Annotated in this window: 20 protein-coding genes and 1 tRNA gene; 10 read left to right on the top strand and 11 right to left on the bottom strand. The window is 72.0% G+C overall.

Annotated elements, in window-relative coordinates; translation table 11 throughout:
* Positions 1–16: 16 nt before the first annotated feature.
* Positions 17–2,425, top strand: coding sequence for a beta-galactosidase (locus FB474_RS02220; protein WP_141787168.1), 2,409 nt, complete (start codon positions 17–19; stop codon positions 2,423–2,425).
* 103 nt (positions 2,426–2,528) lie between these two features.
* Here FB474_RS02220 and yczE read toward each other — a convergent pair whose 3' ends face one another.
* Genes yczE through FB474_RS02190 form a run of 6 tightly spaced genes read right to left on the bottom strand, consistent with a single transcriptional unit; the run spans position 2,529 to position 8,987 of the window.
* Positions 2,529–3,143, bottom strand: a complete 615-nt coding sequence (gene yczE / locus FB474_RS02215) for a membrane protein YczE (protein WP_141787167.1) — start codon at positions 3,141–3,143, stop codon at positions 2,529–2,531.
* Between the two features lie 43 nt (positions 3,144–3,186).
* Positions 3,187–4,782, bottom strand: coding sequence for a glucoamylase family protein (locus FB474_RS02210; RefSeq protein WP_141787166.1), 1,596 nt, complete (start codon positions 4,780–4,782; stop codon positions 3,187–3,189).
* 40 nt (positions 4,783–4,822) lie between these two features.
* Positions 4,823–5,650 (bottom strand): carbohydrate ABC transporter permease, encoded by an 828-nt coding sequence (locus FB474_RS02205; protein ID WP_221632406.1) that lies wholly within the window; start codon positions 5,648–5,650, stop codon positions 4,823–4,825.
* Between the two features lie 16 nt (positions 5,651–5,666).
* Positions 5,667–6,593, bottom strand: coding sequence for a carbohydrate ABC transporter permease (locus FB474_RS02200; protein WP_246092005.1), 927 nt, complete (start codon positions 6,591–6,593; stop codon positions 5,667–5,669).
* A gap of 19 nt (positions 6,594–6,612) precedes the next feature.
* Positions 6,613–7,890 carry a sugar ABC transporter substrate-binding protein gene (locus FB474_RS02195; protein ID WP_141787163.1) on the bottom strand — a complete coding sequence of 426 codons (1,278 nt, stop codon included), beginning with the start codon at positions 7,888–7,890 and terminating at the stop codon, positions 6,613–6,615.
* Positions 7,890–8,987, bottom strand: coding sequence for a LacI family DNA-binding transcriptional regulator (locus tag FB474_RS02190; RefSeq protein ID WP_141787162.1), 1,098 nt, complete (start codon positions 8,985–8,987; stop codon positions 7,890–7,892). The genes FB474_RS02195 and FB474_RS02190 overlap by 1 nt, the downstream gene beginning before the upstream one ends.
* Positions 8,988–9,277: 290 nt before the next feature.
* On the opposite strand from FB474_RS02190, the gene msrA reads away from it, so the two are divergent.
* From msrA to FB474_RS02160, 6 genes are all read left to right on the top strand, one after another.
* Entirely contained in the window at positions 9,278–9,952 is a 675-nt protein-coding gene (gene msrA / locus FB474_RS02185) for a peptide-methionine (S)-S-oxide reductase MsrA (protein WP_141789754.1), read from the top strand.
* 411 nt (positions 9,953–10,363) lie between these two features.
* The gene (locus tag FB474_RS02180; RefSeq protein ID WP_141787161.1) at positions 10,364–11,005 is read left to right on the top strand and encodes an ABC transporter permease; all 642 of its coding nucleotides are present in this window, start codon (positions 10,364–10,366) and stop codon (positions 11,003–11,005) included.
* Between the two features lies 1 nt (position 11,006).
* Positions 11,007–12,314, top strand: a complete 1,308-nt coding sequence (locus FB474_RS02175) for an ABC transporter ATP-binding protein (RefSeq protein WP_141787160.1) — start codon at positions 11,007–11,009, stop codon at positions 12,312–12,314.
* Positions 12,311–13,042 (top strand): ABC transporter permease, encoded by a 732-nt coding sequence (locus FB474_RS02170; protein WP_425465297.1) that lies wholly within the window; start codon positions 12,311–12,313, stop codon positions 13,040–13,042. The genes FB474_RS02175 and FB474_RS02170 overlap by 4 nt, the downstream gene beginning before the upstream one ends.
* A complete protein-coding gene (locus FB474_RS02165; protein ID WP_141787159.1) occupies positions 13,039–14,052 on the top strand; it encodes a glycine betaine ABC transporter substrate-binding protein in 1,014 nt (337 codons plus the stop codon). Before FB474_RS02170 ends, FB474_RS02165 begins: the two co-directional genes overlap by 4 nt.
* A gap of 148 nt (positions 14,053–14,200) precedes the next feature.
* Entirely contained in the window at positions 14,201–15,598 is a 1,398-nt protein-coding gene (locus tag FB474_RS02160; RefSeq protein ID WP_141787158.1) for an acyltransferase family protein, read from the top strand.
* A gap of 88 nt (positions 15,599–15,686) precedes the next feature.
* Here FB474_RS02160 and FB474_RS02155 read toward each other — a convergent pair whose 3' ends face one another.
* Entirely contained in the window at positions 15,687–17,051 is a 1,365-nt protein-coding gene (locus tag FB474_RS02155) for a cystathionine beta-synthase (RefSeq protein WP_141787157.1), read from the bottom strand.
* A 180-nt stretch (positions 17,052–17,231) separates the two neighbouring features.
* Between FB474_RS02155 and FB474_RS02150 the strand changes: the two genes are divergently transcribed.
* The 3 genes from FB474_RS02150 to FB474_RS02140 all read left to right on the top strand — a co-directional run bounded on the left by FB474_RS02150 (position 17,232) and on the right by FB474_RS02140 (position 20,873).
* Positions 17,232–18,422, top strand: coding sequence for an SGNH/GDSL hydrolase family protein (locus FB474_RS02150; RefSeq protein WP_141787156.1), 1,191 nt, complete (start codon positions 17,232–17,234; stop codon positions 18,420–18,422).
* Between the two features lie 38 nt (positions 18,423–18,460).
* Positions 18,461–19,684, top strand: coding sequence for an acetyl-CoA C-acetyltransferase (locus FB474_RS02145; RefSeq protein WP_141787155.1), 1,224 nt, complete (start codon positions 18,461–18,463; stop codon positions 19,682–19,684).
* A 142-nt stretch (positions 19,685–19,826) separates the two neighbouring features.
* The gene (locus tag FB474_RS02140; protein ID WP_141787154.1) at positions 19,827–20,873 is read left to right on the top strand and encodes a DUF695 domain-containing protein; all 1,047 of its coding nucleotides are present in this window, start codon (positions 19,827–19,829) and stop codon (positions 20,871–20,873) included.
* 111 nt (positions 20,874–20,984) lie between these two features.
* Here FB474_RS02140 and FB474_RS02135 read toward each other — a convergent pair whose 3' ends face one another.
* From FB474_RS02135 to FB474_RS02120, 4 genes are all read right to left on the bottom strand, one after another.
* Positions 20,985–21,266: a hypothetical protein gene (locus FB474_RS02135; RefSeq protein ID WP_141787153.1), complete on the bottom strand. Its 282-nt coding sequence runs from the start codon at positions 21,264–21,266 to the stop codon at positions 20,985–20,987.
* Positions 21,267–21,283: 17 nt separating this feature from the next.
* Positions 21,284–22,120: a Bax inhibitor-1/YccA family protein gene (locus FB474_RS02130; RefSeq protein WP_141787152.1), complete on the bottom strand. Its 837-nt coding sequence runs from the start codon at positions 22,118–22,120 to the stop codon at positions 21,284–21,286.
* A gap of 84 nt (positions 22,121–22,204) precedes the next feature.
* Positions 22,205–22,277, bottom strand: a tRNA-Leu gene (locus FB474_RS02125).
* A 10-nt stretch (positions 22,278–22,287) separates the two neighbouring features.
* On the bottom strand, positions 22,288–22,809 hold the full coding sequence (locus FB474_RS02120) for a peptide deformylase (RefSeq protein ID WP_141787151.1): 522 nt from the start codon (positions 22,807–22,809) through the stop codon (positions 22,288–22,290).
* Between the last annotated feature and the right edge of the window lie 5 nt (positions 22,810–22,814).

Genomic DNA, 22,814 nt, shown 5'->3' with positions numbered 1-22,814 from the left:
TGCCAGAAGGAAACCCATGATCGAGATCCAGCGTCGCCAGATCCTGGTCGACGGCGTCCCGCGCATCGTCATGGCGGGCGAGATCCACTACTTCCGCGTCCCCCGCGAGGAGTGGCCGCAGCGCATCGCGCTGCTGAAGGAGGCCGGCTGCACCGCGGTCGCGTCCTACATCCCGTGGCTCGTCCACGAGCTGCCCGACGGCCGGATCGACGTCGCCGGCGAGACCCGGCCCGAGCGGGACGTCGCGGCGTTCATCGACCTGTGCGCCCAGGAGGGGCTGTGGTTCATCGCCCGCCCCGGGCCGTTCATCATGGCCGAGCTGAAGAACGAGGGCCTGCCGTTCCGGCTCTACGACGAGCACCCCGAGATCGTGCCCGTCGGCTGGGACGGCACGCCGGCGACGACCCGGACGGTGGACTACCTGGCCCCGGCCTACCTGGCCGAGTGCCGGCGCTGGTTCGACGCGGTGCTGCCGCCGATCGCGCAGCGCCTGCAGCCGAACGGCGGCAACGTGATCGCCGTCCAGCTCGACAACGAGGTCGGCATGCTGGCATGGGTCAGCAACACCCCCGACCTGACCGACCACCTCCTCGACGACCTGCGCCGGTGGGTGCGCGAGCAGCACGCTGCGACCGTCGCCGACCGCTACCCGGTCGACCTCGACGACGACGCGGCGTGGGCGGCGGCCGTCCGCTCCCCCGAGGAGAAGTGGGCCGGCGCGCTGCGCCTGGACCTCGGCACGTTCATGCGCGACCGGTTCGCGCGCTACGTGCAGGCGCTGCGCGAGATGGCCGAGGCCAACGGGGTGCAGGGGGTGCCGTTCGTCATCAACATCCACGGCACCGCCGGGGGCGACGGTGCGCCGTTCCCGATCGGGATCAGCCAGCTCGTCCAGACGTATGCGCGGGTGCCCGGGATGCTCTCAGGCTCCGACCACTACATGGGCGACATGAACCTGAGCACCACCACCGACCTCTACGTGCTCAACGCGTTCATGGCCGCGGTGCACGACGAGGACCAGCCGATCACCTCGATGGAGTTCGAGGCCGGCACCGGTGACTACGGCGGTGGCACCGAGATGCTCTACGACCCGGCGACCGTCGACCTCAAGACCCGCCTGTCCCTGGCCCAGGGCAACCGGCTCATCAACTACTACCTCTTCGCCGGCGGCATCAACGGCCCGCTGGACCAGCCGGTCGGCGACGGCAACGACCGGATCAGCTTCACCGGCGAGCGTCACGGCACGGCGGCGCCGGTCGGGCCGGAGGGGCAGAAGGGCCTGACCTTCGAGGCGACCGCGCGTGCCGTGCACGCGGCCAACGCCCTCGAGCCCTGGCTGGCCCGGATGGACGAGGAGCACGACGCCGTCCAGCTCGGGTTCGTCCTCGACTCCTACATGACCGAGTACCACCACCCCGACAGCGCCGTGATGACCGACGTCGTCGAGGACCTGTCGGCACACCGCGGCGCGGGCCAGCGCAAGGCACTCGGGCGCTCGCTCCTGCTGGACGGCTACCGCTTCGGCGCCGTCGACCTGCAGCACGACGACCCGCGCCCCGGCGGCGTGGTCGCCCTCGCGGTCGGCCGGCACCTGGCGCCGGACGTGCAGCGACGCCTCGTCGCCCACGTCGAGGGCGGCGGTGGGCTGCTCCTGCTCGGCCCGCTGCCGCGCCTGGACCTTGAGGGCCGCCCGTGCACGGTTCTGGCCGACGCCCTCGGGGTGCGACCGGGCGAGGTCGTCCGGGAGAGCGCGCACACGTACCCCTCGGTGGTCACCCACGGCTGGGCCGCTCCGTGGGCGGAGACGCGGGTCGGCTGGTGGCAGGAGCTGCACCCGGTGCGCGGCGACGTGGTGCTCACCGACACCACCGGCCGGGTCTGCGGCGTGGACGTGCCGCTGGGCGCGGGCCGCGCGGTGGTCCTGTCCGCCGAGGTGCTGCCCTCGACCCACCTCTTCGGCCGGGCGCTGCGCCGGCTGGGCGCCCACCCGGGCCTGCGCGTCGAGTCCAGCGTGCCGGGGGTCTACGCCACCACCACCGCCGACACCGACGGGCACCGGCTGGTGCACCTGCTCAACATCACCGGCTACACCCCTATCGTGCGCCTGGCCCTCGACGGCCACGACCTGCACGACGGGCAGGACCTGGTCCTGCCGCCGCGCAGCGGGTTCATGCTCCCGCTGGGCCTGGACCTGCCGTGGGCGCGGATCGAGTGGGCCAACGCCGAGATCCGTTCCGCCGGCGAGGACTCGGTCACGTTCGGGCCGGGCCTGGGCCACGCCGGCGACCCCACCGCCACGGTGGTCGTGCTGCGCACCGACCGCGAGGTCCCCGAGACCGACGCCTACACGGCCGAGCGTGACGGCGGGACCGTCCGGGTCGTCTCCCGCCCGGGCGCCGGCCCGTTGGAGGTCACCCCCGCCTGAGCCTCACCCCAGCCCGCCGAGAGGGACGTTCCTCGGGGTTTCCGCCGCGCGGCAAACCCGAGGAACGTCCCTCTCGGCGCGTCGTTGAGGGTGGGCGGGCGCGTCAGTGCGTGGCCGGGCCACCGGGGACGGTCAGGCGCGGCAGGAACACGTGCACCACCGGCCCGATGGCGACCGCGAACAGCACCGTGCCCAGGCCGAGGTTGCCGCCGAGCAGCCAGCCGATGACGACGACGGCCACCTCGATGGAGGTCCGGACGACCCGCACCGAGCCGCCGGTGCGCCTCACCAGCCCGGTCATCAGCCCGTCGCGCGGCCCGGGCCCCAGGCGCGCCCCGATGTATGCCGCGGTGGCCACGCCGTTGAGCAGGATCCCTCCCAGCAGGAACAGCACGCGGGCGGGGAGCGCGTGGGCCTCGGGCAGCCAGGCGATGAACGCATCGAGGCTGAAGCCGATGACGAAGACGTTGCTGACCGTGCCGAGGCCGGGGCGCTCGCGCAGCGGCAGCCACGCCAGCAGCACCACGGCGCCGACGATCACCGACCACTGGCCGATCGTCAGCCCGAGCTGGTGGACCAGGCCCTGGTGCAGGACGTCCCACGGCAGGATGCCCAGGTGGGCCTGCACGACCATGGCCTCGCCGAGGGCGAAGGTGACCAGCCCGGCATACAGCTGGACGAGCCGGCGGGTGAGGCGACGGGGCGCGGGCCTGTGCACGTCGCGGACGCTAGCAAGCGCCGCGCCCCACCGCCGGGATGTCTCAGGACGCGACGCCGGCGCCGAACTCCTCCAGGCCGATCAGCGGCTTGATGACGTCCTGGACCTCGCCGCGCACGAAGTGGCGACGGATGACGTCGTCGGCCAGCACGTTGCCGATCGAGCCGAGCACCATCGCCTGGTCGAGCGAGAGGTAGCGCCTGGCGATCGTCCCGGAGCGCACCGCGACGGCGTCGAAGAAGCCACCGCGGCCGTAGGCCCCCAGGTCGCGCTCGATCCGCGTCAGGTTGGCCACGGCCTCGGTCGGCTCGTGCATCATCGCCAGGAACGAGGCGTGCGGCGTGACCACGCCGTCGCCGAACGCCGGGTGCGGGTTGGTGCCCTCGCGGCAGCCCTCGAAGCCGATGTCGACGTTGGTGCCCTGCAGGTCGGCCGGGTAGCCCTCGGGGTTGAGGCCGATCAGGTCGACGCCGTAGACGTCGTAGCCACCACCCGGCTTGCTCGCCGGGGAGAAGCCCCAGTAGCCGAACTGCGCGTCGTCCAGGCCGAACTCGCGGTGCGCGCGCACGGTCAGCGGGTGGTTGACGCCCCACGACCGCGGTGCCCAGGTCTCCTCTGGCACGAACATGTCGGGCATGAGCGCCTCGAACATGGAGCCGCCCCAGCCGGGCACGATGCGCATCCCGCGGTAGGTGTAGGCGCCCTCGAAGACGTCCAGGCCCAGGTAGGTGCGGTGCTCACCGACCGGCTTCTGCTCCTGCCACGACCAGTCGCAGGAGTCGGGGAAGGTCCGCCACGTCGCGTAGTAGAGCTCTCGCGGCGCCTGCCCCCGGGCGATCGCGATGTAGCTGGCGATCCGCGTCTCGGAGACGGTGGTGTCGTAGTGGTGGCCGGTGTAGTGGACGTCCGGGCCGACGCCGAGGTAGTTGCCGCGCACGCTGCCGGGCTGCTCGGTCTCCCAGAACCCGCCGCGCATCAGGCCACCCGGGCGGGCGTCCCTGTCGTAGTAGGAGCCGAAGTTCATCGCGTGGAGCAGCTGCTGGGCCTTGCCGGCCAGCGTCGGCTCGGCGCTGCGCACGACCATCAGCGCGGCGGCCAGCCAGCCGTTGTCGACGCTGGACAGGAACGGGTGCACGGTGCTGCCGTCGTCGGGCCAGGTGGTGAGCACCGAGCCGTCGGTCACGTCGTACCAGTTGTAGAACTGCCCGCTCGCGGCGTTGCGCTGCAGCGTCCCGAGCGTGGCGAGCGTCTGCGCGATCCGCCTGCGGCACTCGGCTGCGCCGATGATGCCGAGCTCGCGCGCGACGACGGCGCTCCACAGGTAGCCACCGATGTTGGTCGGCGAGGTGTAGCGGCTGCCCGCGGAGGTCAGCGCGCCGTCGATGTTGTCCGACACCAGCCCGGTACCGGGGTCGGTCATCGCGACCATCGAGGTCCACGTGTCCCTGGCCCAGCGCAGCAGCGTCGCCGACGGTATGCCGGTGTCCCCGGCGGCCGTGACCGGCGCACCCGGGAGAGCACTCGCCGAAGAAGAAGGCACCGCCGCGGCGGCCGGACGGGCACCGGTGAAGGCGGCGACCGCGAGCGCCGCCCCTCCCCCGGCGAGCAGCTGGCGGCGGGTGGGCGTGCGGTTGCTCATGTCAGATCCCTTGTGTGTCAACGGTTCCGGGCTGTGCGTGTCACTTGATGCCGGTGCTGGCGATGCCCTCGATGAAGCGGCGCTGGAAGGCGAGGAAGACGACGAGCACCGGCACGACGATGACGGTGGCGCCGGCCAGCAGCAGGCCGTACTGGGTGTTGTTCTGCCCGGTGGAGTAGAGCGCGAGCGCCACCGGGAGGGTGTAGTGGTCCTCGGACTGGGCCACGACCAGCGGCCAGAGGAAGTTGTTCCAGCTGCCGAGGAAGGTCAGGATCCCCAGCGTGGCCAGGGCGGGCCCGCACAGCGGCAGGATGATCTGCCGGAAGATCCGCAGCTCGCTGGCCCCGTCGACGCGGCCGGCGTCCAGCAGGTCGTCCGGCAGGTCGAGGATGAACTGGCGCATGAGGAAGACCCCGAACGGCGCCACGAGGAACGGCAGGATCAGGCCCGGGTAGCTGTCGACGAGGCCGAGGTTGGCCACGAGGATGAACAGCGGCACGAACGTGACCATCCCCGGCACCATGAGCGTGCCCATGACGAGGGCGAACACGGCCTTCTTGCCGCGGAACTCCAGCTTGGCCAGGGCATAGCCGAGCATCGAGCAGAACACGAGGTTGCCGAGCGTGACGACCGCGGCGACGAGCACGGAGTTGACGAAGAACCGCGGGAAGCTCAGCTTGCTGAACAGCTGGGTGTAGTTGTCCAGCGTCGCGGTCTCGGGCCACCAGGTCGGCGGGACGCGGCGCAGCTCGCCCTCGCCCTTGAAGCTGCCCAGCAGCATCCACACGAAGGGACCGACGACGGCGACGAGGCCGACGGTCAGCACGGCATACAGCCACCAGCGGCCGCGGGTTCGGTTGTCGTTCAACGGGATCGCACCTGCCTCAGGTGTTGGACCGCAGGGCGCGGAACTGCAGTGCGGTCAGCGCGACGATGACGACGAACATCACGTAGCTCATCGCCGACGCGAAGCCGTAGTTACCGAAGCCGAACTGCTGGTAGGTGTACATGGACATCGACATGGTGGAGTTCAGCGGGCCGCCGTCGGTCATGACGAACGGCTCCTCGAAGAACTGCAGGTAGCCGATGCCGGTGGTGACGCTGACGAACAGGATCGTCGGGCGCAGCATCGGCAGGGTGATGTGTCGGAACCGCTGCCACGGCCCGGCACCGTCGATCGCAGCCGCCTCGTGCAGCAGCGCCGGCACCGACTGCAGGCCGGCCAGGAAGATCACCATGGCCGTGCCGAAGTTGCGCCACGTCGCCATGACTATGAGCGAGGGCATCGCCCACGTGGTCGAACCGAGCCAGTCCGGACCCTGGATGCCCACCCAGCCGAGCATGGTGTTCAGGACGCCGCTGTCGGGCTGGAGGATGAACCGCCAGACCACCGCGACGGCGACGATCGAGGTCACGACCGGCATGTAGTAGCCGACCCGGAAGAGCCCCCGGAAGCGGGTGATCCCCTTGTCCAGGGCCAGCGCCGCGAGGAGCGCGACCCCCAGGGTGAGCGGCACGCCGACGACGACGAAGTACGCCGTGTTGAACGCCGCCTGCCGGAACGTCGGGTCCGAGAGCACCTTGGCGTAGTTGTCGAACCCGACCGGGTTCACCGAGAACGGCGAGTGCAGGTCCCGCTGCTTGATGTCCGTGAAGCTCATGTAGAGCGAGGACAGCACCGGCCACGCGGTGAAGACGGTGAAGAGCAGGCAGAACGGCAGGGCGAGGACCCACGCGGCCCGCCCCTGCCGCGAGCGGCCCGGGGACCGCCCGCGGGAGGGCGACGGTGACGCCCCGGGGGCGGGCGTCACCGTCGCGGGCCGCAGGGTGTCAGCTACCCGTGCCAATGGACTCGGCCTTGGCCTGGACCGTCTTGAGGGCGGCCGCCGGGTCGGAGCCGGTCTTGGTGACCTTCTCCATCTCGTCGTCGAACGCCGCGGCGACCTGCTCCCACGTGGCGATCGCGGGCGGGGCCTGGGCGTCCTTGAGCTGCTCGCCGAAGGCCTTCAGCTTCTCCTCACCCGACAGGCTCGGGTCGGACCAGGCGCTCTGGACCGACGGCAGGTCGGTGGAGAGCTTGTACCACTTCGTCTGGGTCGCGGGGTCGGACAGCCACTTGACGAACTTCCAGGCGCTGTCGCGGTTCTTGGAGGCCTTGAACACGGCGAAGTCGGAGCCGCCGACGAAGGAGGTCGCGCTGACCTTCTTCGGCATGGGCATCACGCCGTACTTGTCCTTGAAGGCGGCACCGCCGAGCTTCTCGACCGCACCCATCTCCCACGGGCCGGAGATGAACATCGGGATCGAGCCGTTGACGAAGTCCTGCTCGAGCTGGCCGTCCGGCAGCTCCTTGGGCGAGAGGCCGTCGGTGAAGTAGCTCTGGTAGTACTTCACGGCCTCCGCGAGCTGCGGGGTGTCGAAGGTGAACTTCTTCTGGTCGTCGGTGGCGATCTTGGCGCCGTTGGACCAGCCGAACGGCATGATCGTCTGCCACGACCCGGTCTTGCCCGCCTGCAGGTTGATGCCCCACTTGGTGTGGGCCTTGGACTGGTAGGCCTTGGCCATGGCCTTGAGGCCGTCCCAGTCGGTCGGCAGGGTGGTGATGCCGGCCTTGGCGGCGAGGTCCTTGCGGTAGTAGACGAGGCGGGTCTCGACGTACCACGGCACACCGTAGGACGTGCCGTTCACCTCGGTGGTCTTCTGCGCGCCCGGGAAGAAGGACGTGGAGTCGATCGACTTCGGCGTCGGGTCCAGGGCGTCCTGGCCGGCGAACTCGCCCATCCAGGTGGTGCCCACCATCGCGGCGTCCGGCGTCTTGCCGGCCGTGATCGCGGTGGTGAACTTGTCGTGCGCCGCGTCCCACGGGATCGGCGTGACCTTGACCGTGACACCGGGGTTCTGCGCCTCGAACTCCTTGGCCAGCGTCGGCAGGTTCTCGCCCTCGGTGCCCATCGCCCAGACGTTGATGGTGCCGGTGGCCTTGCCGGAGCTGATGTCCTTGGCGCTGCTCTGCCCGCTGGCAGTCTCGGTCGAGCGGCCGCACGCGGTCAGCGCGAGGGCCGCTGTCGCCATGGCGGCGACGGCGATCACGTGGGGGTGACGTCTCATCAGGTGTTCCTCCTCGGTGGGGCGGCGCCCCGGGTGGTCGTGGGTGAGGTGGGGGTTGACGCGGCTGCCGTGGTGGCACGGTCCTTCGCGGTGCAGCCGCAGGAGGAGCGAAGGACGAGATCGGTGGGGAGCACGAGCGGCTCGGGGCGGGCCGGACTGCCGCTGATCCGCTCGTGCAGCCGGTTCGCCGCGGCCTGGCCGAGCTCGCGCATCGGCTGGCGGACGGTGGTCAGGCCGGGGGTGATGTAGCGGGCGGTCATCACGTCGTCCCAGCCCACGATGGCGATGTCGTCGGGCACGCGGACGCCGCTGCCCTCGAGCCGCTTCATCACCGCGAGGGCGAGCTCGTCGTTGGCGCAGACCAGCCCGTCGACCTTGACCCGGCGGCGCAGGATCTCCTCGGCGACCTGCACGCCGGCGGCCTCGAGGAACGGCACCCGCAGCGGGGGCCGCCGGACCGGGATGTCGGCGGCGGCGTGCGCCAGCCGGAAGCCGGTGTAGCGGGCCTGCACGTCGGAGGAGCTGTCGGGGTCACCGACGAAGACCAGGTGGGTGCGCCCGTGGCCGAACAGGTGGGCGGTCAGCGCCCGCGCGCTCTCGGTGCTCTCGGTCACCACGGCGTCGGTGCCGGGCACCTGCGGCCGGGCGACGAGGACCACCGGGGTGGTCCGCGCCAGCGACTGCACGACCGGGTCGGCGATCGTGGAGTAGGACAGGGCCAGCCCGTCGACGCGGCCGGCGAGGTCGCGCACGGCCTGGGTCGGGTCGTCACGCCGGCCGGTGACGACCAGGACCACGCTCTGCCCGAGCGCGGCCGCGGCCGACTCGTAGCCGGTGAGCAGCTCGGCGTAGTAGGGCCCGCGCAGCTCGGGCACGACCAGGCCGTGCGCCTCGTGCCGCTGCACGGCCAGGCTGCGCGCGGCGCGCAGCGGGACGTAGTCGAGCTCCTCGACCGCCTGCATGACCTTGCGACGGGTGCCCTCGGACGTGCTGGTCGTGCCCTGGAGGACCCGCGAGACCGTAGCGATCGAGACGCCCGCTCGTTGGGCGACCGAGTAGATGGTCGCCGCGCGGCGCCCGGGCTCGGCAGAGCTCACGGAATCCTCCTTTCGACCCCTTTGTCCGATGTAAGCGCTTTCATCCTGCACGCCGTTGTCCGGCACCACAACCCCCTGGGACGGAATTTCCTGACACAGGGCCCCAATGTGCCGGTCCTCACCTCCGGTGTGGCGACGCCACACCCACGCGGACCGGTATGCCGTGCCGCCAGCCCAGGGGCTGCCGCCTCCCGGCCTGCCGCATCCCGGGCGTCCCACCCCCGGCGCGCCCCGGGGCTTGCGTGCCGTGTGAGACTGAGTTCGTGCTCTTCGGTTCCGCCAAGCGACAGATGATCGAGGCCGACGACGCCCTCCCGGGCCGGCCCGCCTACAGCTACCGCGTCCCCGAGACCCACGAGGTCCTCGGCACCCCCCTGCAGGGCCCGTGGCCCGAGGGCACCCAGGTGCTCTACGTGGCGATGGGCTGCTTCTGGGGCGCCGAGCGCATCTTCTGGCAGCTCCCCGGCGTGGTGACCACGGCGGCGGGCTACATGGGCGGCTTCACCCCGCACCCGACATACGAAGAGGTGTGCACCGGCCGGACCGGGCACACCGAGGCGGTGCTGGTGGCGTTCGACCCCACCGCGATCAGCGCCGAGCTGCTGATGGCGACGTTCTGGGAGAACCACGACCCGACGCAGGGCAACCGCCAGGGCAACGACGTCGGCACGCAGTACCGCTCGGCGGTCTACTGGACCACCGCGGACCAGGAGGCCGCGGCGCGCGGCACCCGCGAGGCCTTCCAGGGCGTCCTGCGCGAGCACGGCCACGGCGACATCTCCACCGAGCTGCGGCCGGCGTCGGAGGCCGGGACGTTCTACTACGCCGAGGCCTACCACCAGCAGTACCTCCACAAGAACCCCGGCGGCTACTGCAACCACGGCCCCAACGGGATGTCCTGCCCGATCGGCATCGTGCGCCAGGACCAGCTCCCGGCCCAGAAGGACGTGCTTCCGCCTCACTGACCACAGCCGCCCCGGGAGACCCTCGCCGGGACCAAAGGCCCTGTTCAGGGGCTGTGCGCAGGGGTATGGGCGGGCTACCATCGGGTGACCCTGCACCAGAAACCACGGCGGCCGCTCCCCCTGCCGGACGCCCTCGGTGACGCCGGCGGTCCCCGCCCCGGCGTGACTGACATGGCTGTCCGGAACGCCCGTTTCGTCCCCGTCCCCAGTTCCCAGACCGAGGCGTGGCCCTGGCCACACCTCGTCGCGCCGTCATCAGGGCGCGTAGGTGCGCGCCCGCGTACACGCGCGCGTAACGGCCCGGCGACCTGATATCAACTTTCAGGACCATGCCGGTTCGTCCCTAGGGTGAGTGGCCGCCTGCCGTACAGGGCCTTCGCCGAGGAGGCCCGGGAAGGATCGGCCAATTCCATGTGGGAGTTCATCTCCGAACATCGCGATGCGCTGATGTTCGGGGCCTACCAGCACGTCAGCCTCGTCGTGCAGAGCGTCGCCATCGCGACCGTCCTGGCCCTCGTCGTCGCGGTGCTCGTGCACCGCATCCCCAGGCTCTCCGGCCTGGCCAACGGGATCAGCAGCATCGGGCTCACCGTCCCTGCCCTCGCGCTGCTGGCGTTCCTGTTGGCCGTCCTGGGCCTGGGCGTGCTGCCCTCCGTCGTCGCCATCGTCTTCTATGCCGCGCTGCCCATCGTGCGCAACGCCGTCGTCGGCCTCAACGGCGTGGACACCACCCTGGTGGAGTCCGCCCGTGGCATGGGCATGAGCCGGACGCGCACCCTGATGCGGGTCGAGCTGCCGCTCGCCTGGCCGGTCGTGCTCGCCGGCGTCCGCGTCTCGACCCAGATGTGCATGGGCATCGCCGCCGTGGCCGCCTATGTGCAAGGCCCCGGCCTCGGCTCCTTCATCTTCAACGGCCTGGCGCGCCTCGGTGGCGCCGGCGCCACCGAGTCCGCCGTCGTCGGGACGGTCGGCGTCGTCATCCTCGCCCTTGTCCTCGACGGCCTGCTGGTGCTGCTCCAGCGCGTCACGACCCCTAGGGGGATCCGTGCCTGACATGACCACCACCCAGACCATCACGCCCACCACCACCGCCACCGCCACCGACGACGCCGTGAGCGGCGTCGACATCGAGCTGGTCGGCGTCACCAAGCGCTACCCGGGCCAGAAGAAGGCCGCGGTCGAGGACGTCAACCTGCACATCCCGGCAGGCCAGATCCTCATGCTCGTCGGGCCCTCGGGCTGCGGCAAGACGACCACGCTGAAGATGATCAACCGCCTGATCGAGCCCAGCTCGGGGCAGATCCTGATCGGCGGCGAGGACGCCCGCGCCAAGGACGCGGACGAGCTGCGCCGTCACATCGGCTACGTCATCCAGGGCGGCAGCCTCTTCCCCCACATGACCGTCGCCGCGAACATCGCGATGGTCCCCCAGATGCTGGGGTGGGACAAGAAGCGGATCACCGAGCGCGTCGACGAGCTGCTCGACCTGGTCGGGCTGGACCCGGCCCGCTACCGCGACCGCTACCCCCGGGAGCTCTCCGGTGGGCAGCAGCAGCGGGTCGGCGTCGCACGCGGCCTGGCCGCCGACCCGCCCGTGATCCTCATGGACGAGCCGTTCGGCGCCGTCGACCCGATCACCCGCCAGCGCCTCCAGGACGAGCTCCTGTCCATCCAGGAGGAGCTGCGCAAGACCATCGTCTGCGTCACCCACGACTTCGACGAGGCCGTCAAGCTCGGTGACCAGATCGCGATCCTGCGCGAGGGCGGCGAGATCGCCCAGCTGGACACCCCCGCGAACATCCTCGCCGCCCCGGCGAACCGCTTCGTGGAGAACTTCATCGGCGCCGGCTCCACGCTCAAGCAGCTGACGTTGAGCCGGGTCGGCGAGATCGACCTCGAGCAGACCACGACCGCCACGGTCGGCGAGTCCGGCCCCGAGGTCCTCCAGCGGGCCCGCACCAACGGCCACCGCGCCGTGGTGGTCCTGGACCAGCGCCGCCGCCCGCTGCGCTGGGACTGGCTGCGCGCCATCGAGGACCAGCCGGTGATCTCCGACGAGAACCACGACCTGGTCACCGTCGACCGTCGCGCCACCCTCAACGACGCGCTCGACACCATGCTCGTCTCCGGCCACGGCGGCGTCGTCGTCACCGGCCGCCGCGACGAGTACCTGGGCATCGTGCGCATCGGCGCGCTGGTCAACCTGCTCCAGGAGACCCGTGAGCAGGCCGAGCAGGCCATGTCCGAGGCCGCCGAGCTCGAGCGCCCCGCCGCGCCGGACCACGCCGAGGCCGCCCTGGCCGCGGAGGTCCTCCAGCAGCACGCCGAGGTGCCCCCGACCGCGGAGGAGGGCCCCCAGTGAGTCCGACCCGTCGCCGGCTGATGATCCAGCCGGTCGCCATCCTGATCGCCCTCGGCGCCTGGGTGCTGTGGCGCAGCACCGCCACGCTCGACAGCATCGAGGCCCGCCAGCTGGCGTGGTCCGAGATCAACACGCTCGCGGTGCAGCACCTGGAGGTGACGGCCGTCGCGGCGGCGGTCGTGCTGGTCGTCGCGATCCCCCTGGGGATCGTGCTGACCCGGCCCCGCTTCCGCCGCGCCTCGACCGCCGTGGTCGGCGTCGCCAACGCCGGCCAGGCCGCCCCGGCCATCGGCCTCATCGTGCTGCTCGCCATGTGGGTCGGCTTCGGCTTCCAGACCGCGGTCATCGCCCTGGCGCTCTATGGGATCCTCCCGGTGCTCCAGAACACCATCGTCGGGCTGAACCAGGTCGACCGGACCCTGGTCGAGGCCGGCCGTGGCATGGGCATGTCCAGCATCGCGGTGCTGTTCAAGGTCGAGCTGCCGCTCGCCGTCCCCGTCATGGCGGCGGGCATCCGCACCGCCCTCGTCCTGCTGGTGGGCACGGCCACGCTGGCCACGTTCATCAACGCGGGCGGCCTGGGCAGCCTGATCGTCACCGGCATCACCCTGTTCCGTTACCCGATCCTCGTCAGTGGCGCCGTGCTCGTCGCGTTGCTCGCGCTCGCCGTCGACTGGGCCGGCCACGTCATCGAGGAGATCGTCCGACCGAAGGGGCTCACCTCATGACCGCCCGCACCAGCCGCCGCGCGCGACTCACGCGACGGGCCGGCATACCTGCTGTTGCTGCGCTCGCAGCCGGCGCCCTGCTCTCCGGCTGCGGCCTGCAGACCAGTGGCGGGTTCCTGCCCGCCGCCAAGCTGGCCGGCCCGGAGAAGGACGTCAAGCCGATGACCGGGACCGCCATCTCGGTGGGCTCGAAGAACTTCAGCGAGCAGATCCTCCTGGGCAAGATGGCCGGGATCCTGTTGCAGGCCAACGGCGCCAAGGTCACCGACCTGACCAACATCCCCGGCAGCGCGAGCGCCCGCCAGGCCCAGGTCTCCGGCCAGATCGACCTGGAGTGGGAGTACACCGGCACCGCCTGGATCTCCTACCTCGGCCACGCGAACGGCATCCCCGACCGGGAGAAGCAGTACACCTCGGTCCGGGACGCCGACCTCAAGGCCAACAAGCTCGCCTGGCTCAAGCCGGCGCCGATGAACAACACCTACGGGTTCGCGACGACGGCGGCGACGGCCAAGAGGCTCGGCATCAGCAAGCTCTCCGACCTGAGCAAGGTGCCGCCGAAGGAGCGCACGTTCTGCGTGGAGTCGGAGTTCGCCAGCCGCAACGACGGCTTCCAGCCGATGCTCAAGCGGTATGGCGTGCCGCTGGGGTCCGCGGTGCCGCGCGGCAACGTCAAGACCCTGGACACCGGCGCCATCTACGAGGCGACCGCGCAGGGCCAGTGCAACTTCGGTGAGGTCTACACGACCGACGGCCGGATCCAGTCGCTGAACCTGAAGGTGATGGAGGACGACCGCAAGTTCTTCCCGGCGTACAACGTCGCCGTGGTCGTCCGCCAGCCGGTGCTGAGCAAGAACCCGCAGATCGAGAAGCTGTTCGCCCCCGTGGCGGCCAAGCTCGACGACACGACGCTGCGTCACCTCAACGCCAAGATCGACGTCGAGGGCCAGGACCCGGCCAAGGTCGCGATGGACTGGCTCGTCCAGGAGGGCTTCGTCAAGCGCGGCTGACGTCTCTCCCTCCCTCAAGAGGACACCGCTTGACCCGCGTTTCGGGGCTTCAACGGCCCCGAAACGGGGGTTTCGCGGTGTTCGGTGGGGTTTTTCGTGAGGCGTTGTACTCAGGTGCCGGGCGTGGTCCGGCTGCCACGCTCGGGACATGACCCGCGCCACCAGCCGACCGACCTTCGCAGAACGTGTCGCCGCCGCGACCGCCGCCGACCGTGACCGGTTCATCGACGCCGTCCGGGCAGGCAGCCTGCTCGTCGTGGTGCTGGGGCACTGGCTCATGGCCACCGTCACCGTCGACGCCGGCCGGGTCGAGGGCGGCAACGCCCTCACGGCGGTCCCCGCCCTGCAGCCGGCCACGTGGGTGCTGCAGGTGATGCCGCTGTTCTTCATCGCCGGCGGCTTCTCCAACCTGACCGTCTGGCACGGCCTGCGCCGCCGGGGCGCCGGCTACCCCACCTACCTGCAGGGGCGGCTGGTCCGGCTGCTGCGCCCGACGCTGGTGTTCGTGCTGTTCTGGCAGCTGGCCCTCCCGGTCGCCGCCGCGCTCGGGCTGCCGCAGGACCGGCTCGACCTGATCGGCCTGCTGCTCGGCCAGCCACTGTGGTTCCTCGGCGTCTACGTCGCGACGACCGCCCTCGCGCCGGCCATGCTGCGCTGGCACGAGCGCTCGGCCGCCCCGCCGTTGCTCGTGCTGGCGGTGGGCGCTGTGGTGGTGGACTGGTTCCGGTTCTGGCGCGGGATGGAGAACGTCGGCTACCTCAACCTCGCGCTCGTCTGGCTCTTCGCCCAGCAGCTGGGCTTCTGGTACGCCGAGGGCAGGTTCGCCTCCTGGCGCCGCGCCGCGCTCTGGGCCGTGGTCGGCGGGTGCATCGTCGCCCTGACGCTGCTGACCACCCTCGGGCCCTACCCGGTCAGCATGGTCGGCCTGCCCGGGGAGACCTCCAACATGACCCCGCCGACCGTGTGCCTGCTCGTCCTTGCCGTCGGCCAGCTCGCGGCCGCCCTGCTGCTGCGCCGCCGCCTCACGTCCGCGTTGCAGCGGCCCCGGGCGTGGGCTGCCGTCGTCCGGTTCGGCGCCATGGCGATGACGGTCTACCTCTGGCACCTGTCGGTCCTGGTGCTGGCCTACTTCGCGCTCATCTCGGCCGGGGTGACCCCGCCGGCCGCCGGGACCGGGCTGTGGTGGGCGACCCGACCGTTCTGGCTGCTCGGCCTGGCCGCCGTGACCACCGCCCTGGCCACGGCCCTCGCGCCGCTGGAGCGCGGGCGGGCGCCGCGACGTCCGGCCCCGGTGCCGGTGGGCGTCGCGCCCGGGCGGGCACCCGGAATACCGGGACCGGCGTGGCCGACTGTGGTGGCCGGCCTCGGCGGGTCGCTGGCGTCCTTCGGGCTGCTCGGCTACGTCGCCAGCGGGCTGGCGCCGGCGGCGTTCGCCAGCAGCACCCTGCTGTTCGTGCCGGTCGACCCGGTGACCAACACCGTCTGCGTCGTCCTCGGGCTGGCGCTGACCACGCTGGCGTCCCGCCAGCGTCGACCGGTCACCTGACCCTTTGCGCAAGAAGGGGTCGCTGGGACGGCCGGGAACGGTGCGTCCAGCGACCCCACCTTGCGCAAAGGCGGCGTGAGGCTGGTCCTTACTCGACGAGGAAGCCCAGCAGGTCGGCCCGGGTGAGCACGCCGACCGGCTTGCCGTCCTCGATCACCATGATCGCGCCGGAGGTCTCCAGCTCGTGGCGGGCCTCGGAGACCGGCTCCCCGGCGCCGACCAGCGGCAGCGGCTTGCCCATGTGCTTCTCGACCGGGTCGGCCAGGTGCGCCTCGCCGGTGAACAGCGCCTCGAGCAGGTCGCGCTCGCTGACCGCGCCGGACACCTCGCCGGCCATGACCGGCGGCTCGGCGTTGACGACCGGCATCTGCGAGACGCCGTACTCGCGCAGGATCTCGATCGCGTCGCGGACGGTCTCGGTGGGGTGCGTGTGCACCAGGGCCGGGATGTCGCCGGACTTGGCGTGCAGCACCTCGCCGACGGTGCGCTGGCCGACCTCCTTGAGGAAGCCGTAGGACGCCATCCAGTCGTCGTTGAAGATCTTGGACATGTAGCCGCGGCCGGAGTCCGGCAGCAGCACGACGACGACGTCGTCGGGGCCCAGGTCCTTCGCCGCGCGCAGGGCCGCGACGACCGCCATGCCGCAGGAGCCGCCGACGAGCAGGCCCTCCTCGCGGGCCAGCCGCCGGGTCATGGCGAAGGAGTCGGCGTCACTGACCGCGATGATCTCGTCGACCACGGACGGGTCGTAGGCGGTGGGCCAGAAGTCCTCGCCGACGCCCTCGACGAGGTAGGGGCGGCCGGTGCCGCCGGAGTAGACCGAGCCCTCGGGGTCGGCGCCGATGACGCGGACCGCGCCGTCGCTGACCTCCTTGAGGTAGCGGCCGGTGCCGCTGATCGTGCCGCCGGTGCCGACGCCGGCCACGAAGTGGGTCACCTTGCCCTCGGTGTCGGCCCAGATCTCGGGGCCGGTGGTGGCGTAGTGGCTGTTGGGGCCCTCGGGGTTGGCGTACTGGTTGGGCTTCCAGCCGCCCTCGGTCTCGCGCACCAGCCGGTCGCTGACCGAGTAGTAGGAGTCGGGGTGGTCCGGGGCGACCGCGGTCGGGCAGACCACGACCTCGGCGCCGTAGGCACGCAGCACGTTGCGCTTGTCCTCGGCGACCTTGTCCGGGCACACGAAGATGCACTTGTAGCCCTTGCGCTGGGCCACCAGCGCCAGGCCGACGCCGGTGTTGCCCGACGTCGGCTCGATGATCGTGCCGCCCGGCTTGAGCTCGCCGGAGGCCTCCGCGGCCTCGACCATGCGCAGCGCGATGCGGTCCTTCACGGACCCGCCGGGGTTCATGTACTCGACCTTGGCCAGCACCGTGGCGGTGATGCCCTCGGTGACGGCGTTCAGCTTGACCAGGGGCGTGTTCCCGACGAGGTCGGCGATGTGTTCGGCGTACTTCACGCCCCCATCGTCTCAGACTCCGGACGGTGCCTCTCCCCGTGGCCGAGGGGTGTGTCGCCGGCGCCGATCCCCCTTGCGGCCGAGGGCAACCCACGGCACATTCGGCGGATGTCCCTCGTTACCGTGGTGGAGCCGCGAGGGCACCCGGTGAGACACGATCGGCACGCGAGGTGAGGCTTGATGGGCAGGGCACGACGGGCACGCAGGATCGCAGCCACCGCCGCCTACGGCGGTGGCGTCGGCGCTGCGGGCATCGGCGCCCTCGGCCTGATCGGCTTCGCGGTGCTCAAGCTCGAGGCCCAGCTCGCCCGCCGCGTCGTCGGCCAGCCCTTCGACGGCTCCCCCGACGACAACGCCGTGTATGGCGCAGGGCTGGGTGAGCCGGTCCAGCTCGTCGTCCTCGGGGACAGCTCCGCGGCCGGGATGGGCGCCGACAGCGCCCACCAGACCGTCGGCGCGATCGTCGCCAACGGCGTGTCCGCCTTCATGGGGCGGCCGGTGCGGCTGACCAACGTCGCCGTCGTCGGGGCCGAGTCCTCCGGGCTGGAGGTGCAGCTGGCCAACGCCCTGGAGGAGGTGCCGCACCCCGACATCGCGCTCATCATGATCGGCGCCAATGACGTCACGCACCGGATCGACAAGGCCGTCGCCGTGCGCCACCTCGAGGAGACCGTGCGCTCGCTGCGTGCTGCCGGGGCCGAGGTCGTCGTCGGCACCTGCCCGGACCTGGGCACGATCGAGCCGGTCGCCCAGCCGCTGCGGCTGCTGGCCCGTCGCTGGTCGCGCGACCTGGCCGCCGCCCAGACCGTCGCCGTGGTCGAGGCCGGAGGCCGGACCGTGTCCCTCGGTGACCTGCTCGGACCCGAGTTCGCCGAGCGCCCGCACGAGCTGTTCAGCGCCGACCGCTTCCACCCCTCCCCCGCCGGCTACGCGCGGGCCGCGGCCGCGCTGCTGCCCAGCGTGTGCGCGGCCCTGGGCCTGTGGGGCGCGGCCGACGACCACCGGGTCCCCGACGCCCGGCGCGGGGAGGGCGTCAGCCCGGTCGCCGTGGCCGCGGTGCAGGCCGTGCGCGACCCCGGCACCGAGGTCAGCGCCACCGCCGTCGAGGGCGAGTCCCGCGGGCCGCGCGGCCGCTGGGCCGTGCTGCTGCGCCGGCGCCGCACGCCGGTCAGCGACCGGTCCGAGCTGGACGGCCAGACCGCCGACACCGGCGCTGACGGCAGCACCGGCACGGGCGCGGTGAACCCGACCGACGGGGCGGCCGCGGCGGTGGCCGCCGCGAGCCAGCCGGACGGCATGCCGACGATGGTCGACGGCGACGGTGGGCCGGGAGACCAAGGCCACACCCCCGAAGGGTCCGCCCCGGCATAGCATCGACGGCGCATCCCGAGTCCGTCAGTGGAGGAACCGTGCCCGAAGCCGTCATCGTCTCGACCGCCCGCAGCCCGATCGGGCGCGCCTTCAAGGGCGCGCTCAAGGACGTCCGCCCCGACGACCTGGCGGCGACCATCGTCCAGGCCGCGCTGGACAAGGTCCCCGGCCTGGACCCGAGGCTCGTCGACGACCTCTACCTCGGCTGCGCCGAGCCGTGGGCCGAGCACGGCTCCAACATGGCCCGCGTCGTGGCCGTGCTCGCCGGCTACGACCACCTGCCCGGGGCCACGGTGAACCGGTTCTGCGCCTCCTCGGTGCAGACCACCCGGATGGCCTTCCACGCGATCAAGGCCGGCGAGGGTGACGTGTTCATCAGCGCGGGCGTGGAGTGCGTCTCGCGCTACGCCGACTTCTCCGGCGCCGGCGGCTCCAAGGCCGAGTGGCAGAACCCGCGGTTCGCCGACGCCCAGGCCCGCAGCACGCAGATCGCGAAGGACAACAGCGTCTGGACCGACCCGCGCGAGCAGGGCCTGCTGCCCGACGTCTACCTGTCGATGGGGCAGACCGCCGAGAACGTCGCCACCTCGCGCGGCATCTCCCGCCAGCGCCAGGACGAGTGGGGCGTCTCCAGCCAGAACCGCGCCGAGAAGGCCATCGCCGACGGGTTCTTCGCCCGCGAGATCACGCCGATCACCACGCCGGACGGCACCGTCGTCTCCACCGACGACGGCCCGCGCGCCGGCGTGACGCTGGAGGGCGTGTCCGGGCTGAACCCGGTCTTCCGCGAGAACGGCACCATCACGGCCGGCAACTGCTGCCCGCTCAACGACGGTGCCGCCGCCGTGGTCGTCATGAGCGACACCAAGGCGCGCGAGCTGGGCCTGACCCCGCTGGCCCGCGTCGTCTCCACCGGCGTCTCCGCGTTGTCGCCGGAGATCATGGGCCTCGGCCCGGTCGAGGCCTCGCGCCAGGCCCTGGCCCGCGCCGGCATGACCATCGCCGACATGGACCTCTACGAGATCAACGAGGCCTTCGCCGCCCAGGTGCTGCCCTCGGCCGACGACCTCGGCATGGACTTCGACAAGCTCAACGTGCACGGCGGCGCGATCGCCCTGGGCCACCCGTTCGGCTCGACCGGCGCCCGGATCACCACCACGCTGCTCAACGGCCTGCAGGCCCGCGACGGGCAGTTCGGCCTCGAGACCATGTGCGTCGGTGGCGGCCAGGGCATGGCGGTCATCTACGAGCGCCTCAGCTGAGGTCGTCGCTCCCCTCGACCGAACGCACCAAATCCGTCGAATCGGCCCCGTGAGGGGTTGGGTTCGGCGGATTTCGTGCGTTCGGTGGGTGATGCGGCGGTCTGCCTCGTGCCGCGTGGACAAGCACGGCAGGATGACCGCCATGGGACTCTTCTCGCGCCGCAGGGCCACCACAGACGCCGGCGCCGCCATCGGTGCGTTCTGGCAGTGGTGGGTGGCCGAGGGCGCCGACGCGGTCGCCGGGGCCATCGCCGACCGGGAACCGGGGCGCATCGTCGAGGCGCTCAGCGCCCGGGTGGACGCGGTGCACGACGGCCTGGCGTGGGAGCTCGGGCCCGGCGGCCAGGAGAGCCAGCACGTGCTCGTGGTGACCGCGGCCGGCGACCCCGCGCTGCGGCCCCTGGCCCGCCGCTGGCGGCTCGCGGCGCCCCCGGCCGACGCGGTGTGGAGCTATGCCGACATGCGCCAGCCCACAGCCGACGCCGGGGCGGTGTCGCTGGAGATCGAGGGCCAGCACGTCGACCTGGCCCGGGCCACCGCCGGCGCCCGCGTGGTCGGTGCAGCGGTGGACGTCAGCGTGCACCACCCGGCCTGGGCCGACCTCGAGCCACAGATGCGCACGCAGGCCGCGTTCCTGCTGCTCGACACGGTCCTCGGGGAGGCGGCCGTCGAGACGTGGCTCGGCGAGGTCTCTGCCGCCGAGCTCGAGCCGCTGGACGCGGTCCCGCTGACCGGCCTGCGCTCGGTCGTGTGCTCACTGGAGGAGCAGCACCTCGACGCCGACGGCGAGCCCACCTGGGCCGTGCTGGAGGGCACCGGTCCCACCGGGCGGCCCGTGCTCGCTATGACCCAGGTGCCGCTGCGCGCGGCGACGGCCCCGCACCTGGACACCCACGTCGCCGTGGTCGTGCCCTTCACCGACACCACCGAGCAGGGGCTGCCCGGCGCGCAGAGCCTTCCGCGGCTGCGCAGCCTGGAGGAGCACCTCATCGACCGGGTGGGGCCCAGCGGCCGCCTCGTCGCGCACGAGAGCCACGACGGGGTGCGCGTGCTGCACCTCTACGTCGACGGCACCACCCCGGCCGCGGAGCAGGTCCGGGCGGCCGTCCCCGGGTGGGACCAGGGCCGGGTGCAGGTCGCCTCACAGCTCGACCCGGCGTGGGCCGCCGTCGCCCACCTGCGCGCCTGAGACACCTCCACCGAACGCACGAAATCCGTCGAACCCGCCCCCGCAGGGGTGGGATTCGACGGATTTCGTGCGTTCGGTTGGGAGCAGGGCGGCCCGCCCCCGGTATGCCGGTCAGGCCAGCGCGCGGCGCAGGTCGCCCAGCTGCCCGGCCAGGTCCTCCGGCAGGCCCACCTCACTCGCGTCGTAGACCATGACCGCCAGCTGGTCCATGAGCGTCGCCGGGCCGAGGTCGGGCACCGGCCAGGGGTCCTGACCGATGCGTTCGGCGACCTCGTCGGCCAGGCGCTGCACCAGCTCGCGGACCGCGCCGGCGTGGCGCTCGGCGCGGTCCAGCGGCAGCTGCCGCCAGCGCTCGACCACCCGGGCGAGCTCGGTGCGGACCTCGACCGGCACCGGCGTGGGTGGCTGCACTAGTTGCGGGCCCGGGTGAACAGGCGCAGCAGCTCGAGGTAGAGCCAGACCAGCGAGACGATCAGGCCGTGCGCCATGAGCCAGGAGTAGCGCTCGGGCAGCCCGGCCGCGACACCACGGTCGATCGTGTCGAAGTCGATGGCCAGGGAGTAGGCCGCCATGCCGACGCCGACGACGCAGATCAGCAGGCCGAACTGGGAGCCGATGAGGCCCCAGCCGCCGGTGGCGAAGGCGAACACGAGGTTGACCAGGCCGAAGAGCAGGTAGCCGATGACCGCCATGCCGAAGATGCGCCGCGAGCGGTCGGTCACCTTGATGACGCCGACCTTCCAGGCGATGAACATGCCGGCGAACGTCGCCATGGTCGCCAGCACCGCCTGGCCGACGACCCCGTTGGCGTAGGACTCGAAGACCCGGCTGATCGCGCCGACGAAGCCACCCTCGAGCACCGCGTAGGTGAGGATCAGCGGGACGCTGACCTGCTGCCGGAAGGCGATGACGAAGCCGACCACGAGTCCGCCGAGCATGCCGGCCAGCCAGATCGGCAGCGCCAGGGCGGGGCTGGTGTCCGTGACGACCCACGAGGCCGCCGCGACGACGACGACGATGCCGAACAGCAGCAGCGTCTTCATCACCACGTCGTCGAGGGTCATCCGACGGGCCTGCACCGCGGTGGCGGGCTGCGCGTCATACATCTGCTGCAGCTGCTCGGCGCTGAGGTCGGCCGCGGCGGGCTGCTGCGGGTTGGACCACTGCGCGCGGGGCTGCTGGCCGAAGCCGGCATAGGCGCCGCTGCGGACCTGCTTGTCGATCCGGTTGAACACCGGGTTGCTCATCTGTGCCTCCAGCACGTCATGCCGCCGTCGTGGCGGCCCGTCACTGAGAAGAAGGCCCGAGGGGCCTGGGAAGTTCCCGCCGCGTGCCCCCGACGGGATTCGAACCCGCACTTGCACGATTTTAAGTCGCTCGCCTCTGCCGTTGGGCTACGGGGACAGGCGTCAGGCTACAGATAGGTGCGGCGCGGGTGGATGGCGTGGGCGCCTGCCACGCGGTCGAGGAACAGCAGGCCCCGGGTGTGGTCGACCTCGTGCTGCAGGGCCACCGCCTCGAAGGCGTCGGTGGTCACCTCGACCCACTCCCCCGTGACCGGCAGCTGGCCACGCACGACCAGGCGGCGGGCGCGGGCGACGTCGCCGGTGAAGTCCGGCACGGACAGGCAGCCCTCGCGGCCGCGCTCCCTGCGCGTCGCACTGACCACGTCGGCGTTGCACAGCACGAACGCGCCATGGCACGTGCGGGTCTTGGGGTGACCGGTCACGTCGACGCTGAACATGCGGACGGCCAGGCCGACCTGCTGCGCCGCGAGTCCGACGCAGCCCGGCGAGACCCGTTGCGTGGCAAGCAGATCGGCCGCCAGCTGGACCGACTCCGGGCCGGTCGGGTCGACGTCGGCCCCGGGCGTGCCGAGGACGGCGTCGGGGGCCAGCCGGACCGGGAGCACCCGCCCCTCGGGCAGGGCGGGCATGCTCC

The sequence above is a fragment of the Oryzihumus leptocrescens genome (assembly GCF_006716205.1).
GTDB lineage: Bacteria > Actinomycetota > Actinomycetes > Actinomycetales > Dermatophilaceae > Oryzihumus > Oryzihumus leptocrescens.
The sequence above is the reverse complement of the archived record's forward strand: the minus strand, read 5'-3'. Positions and strand labels throughout refer to the sequence as shown.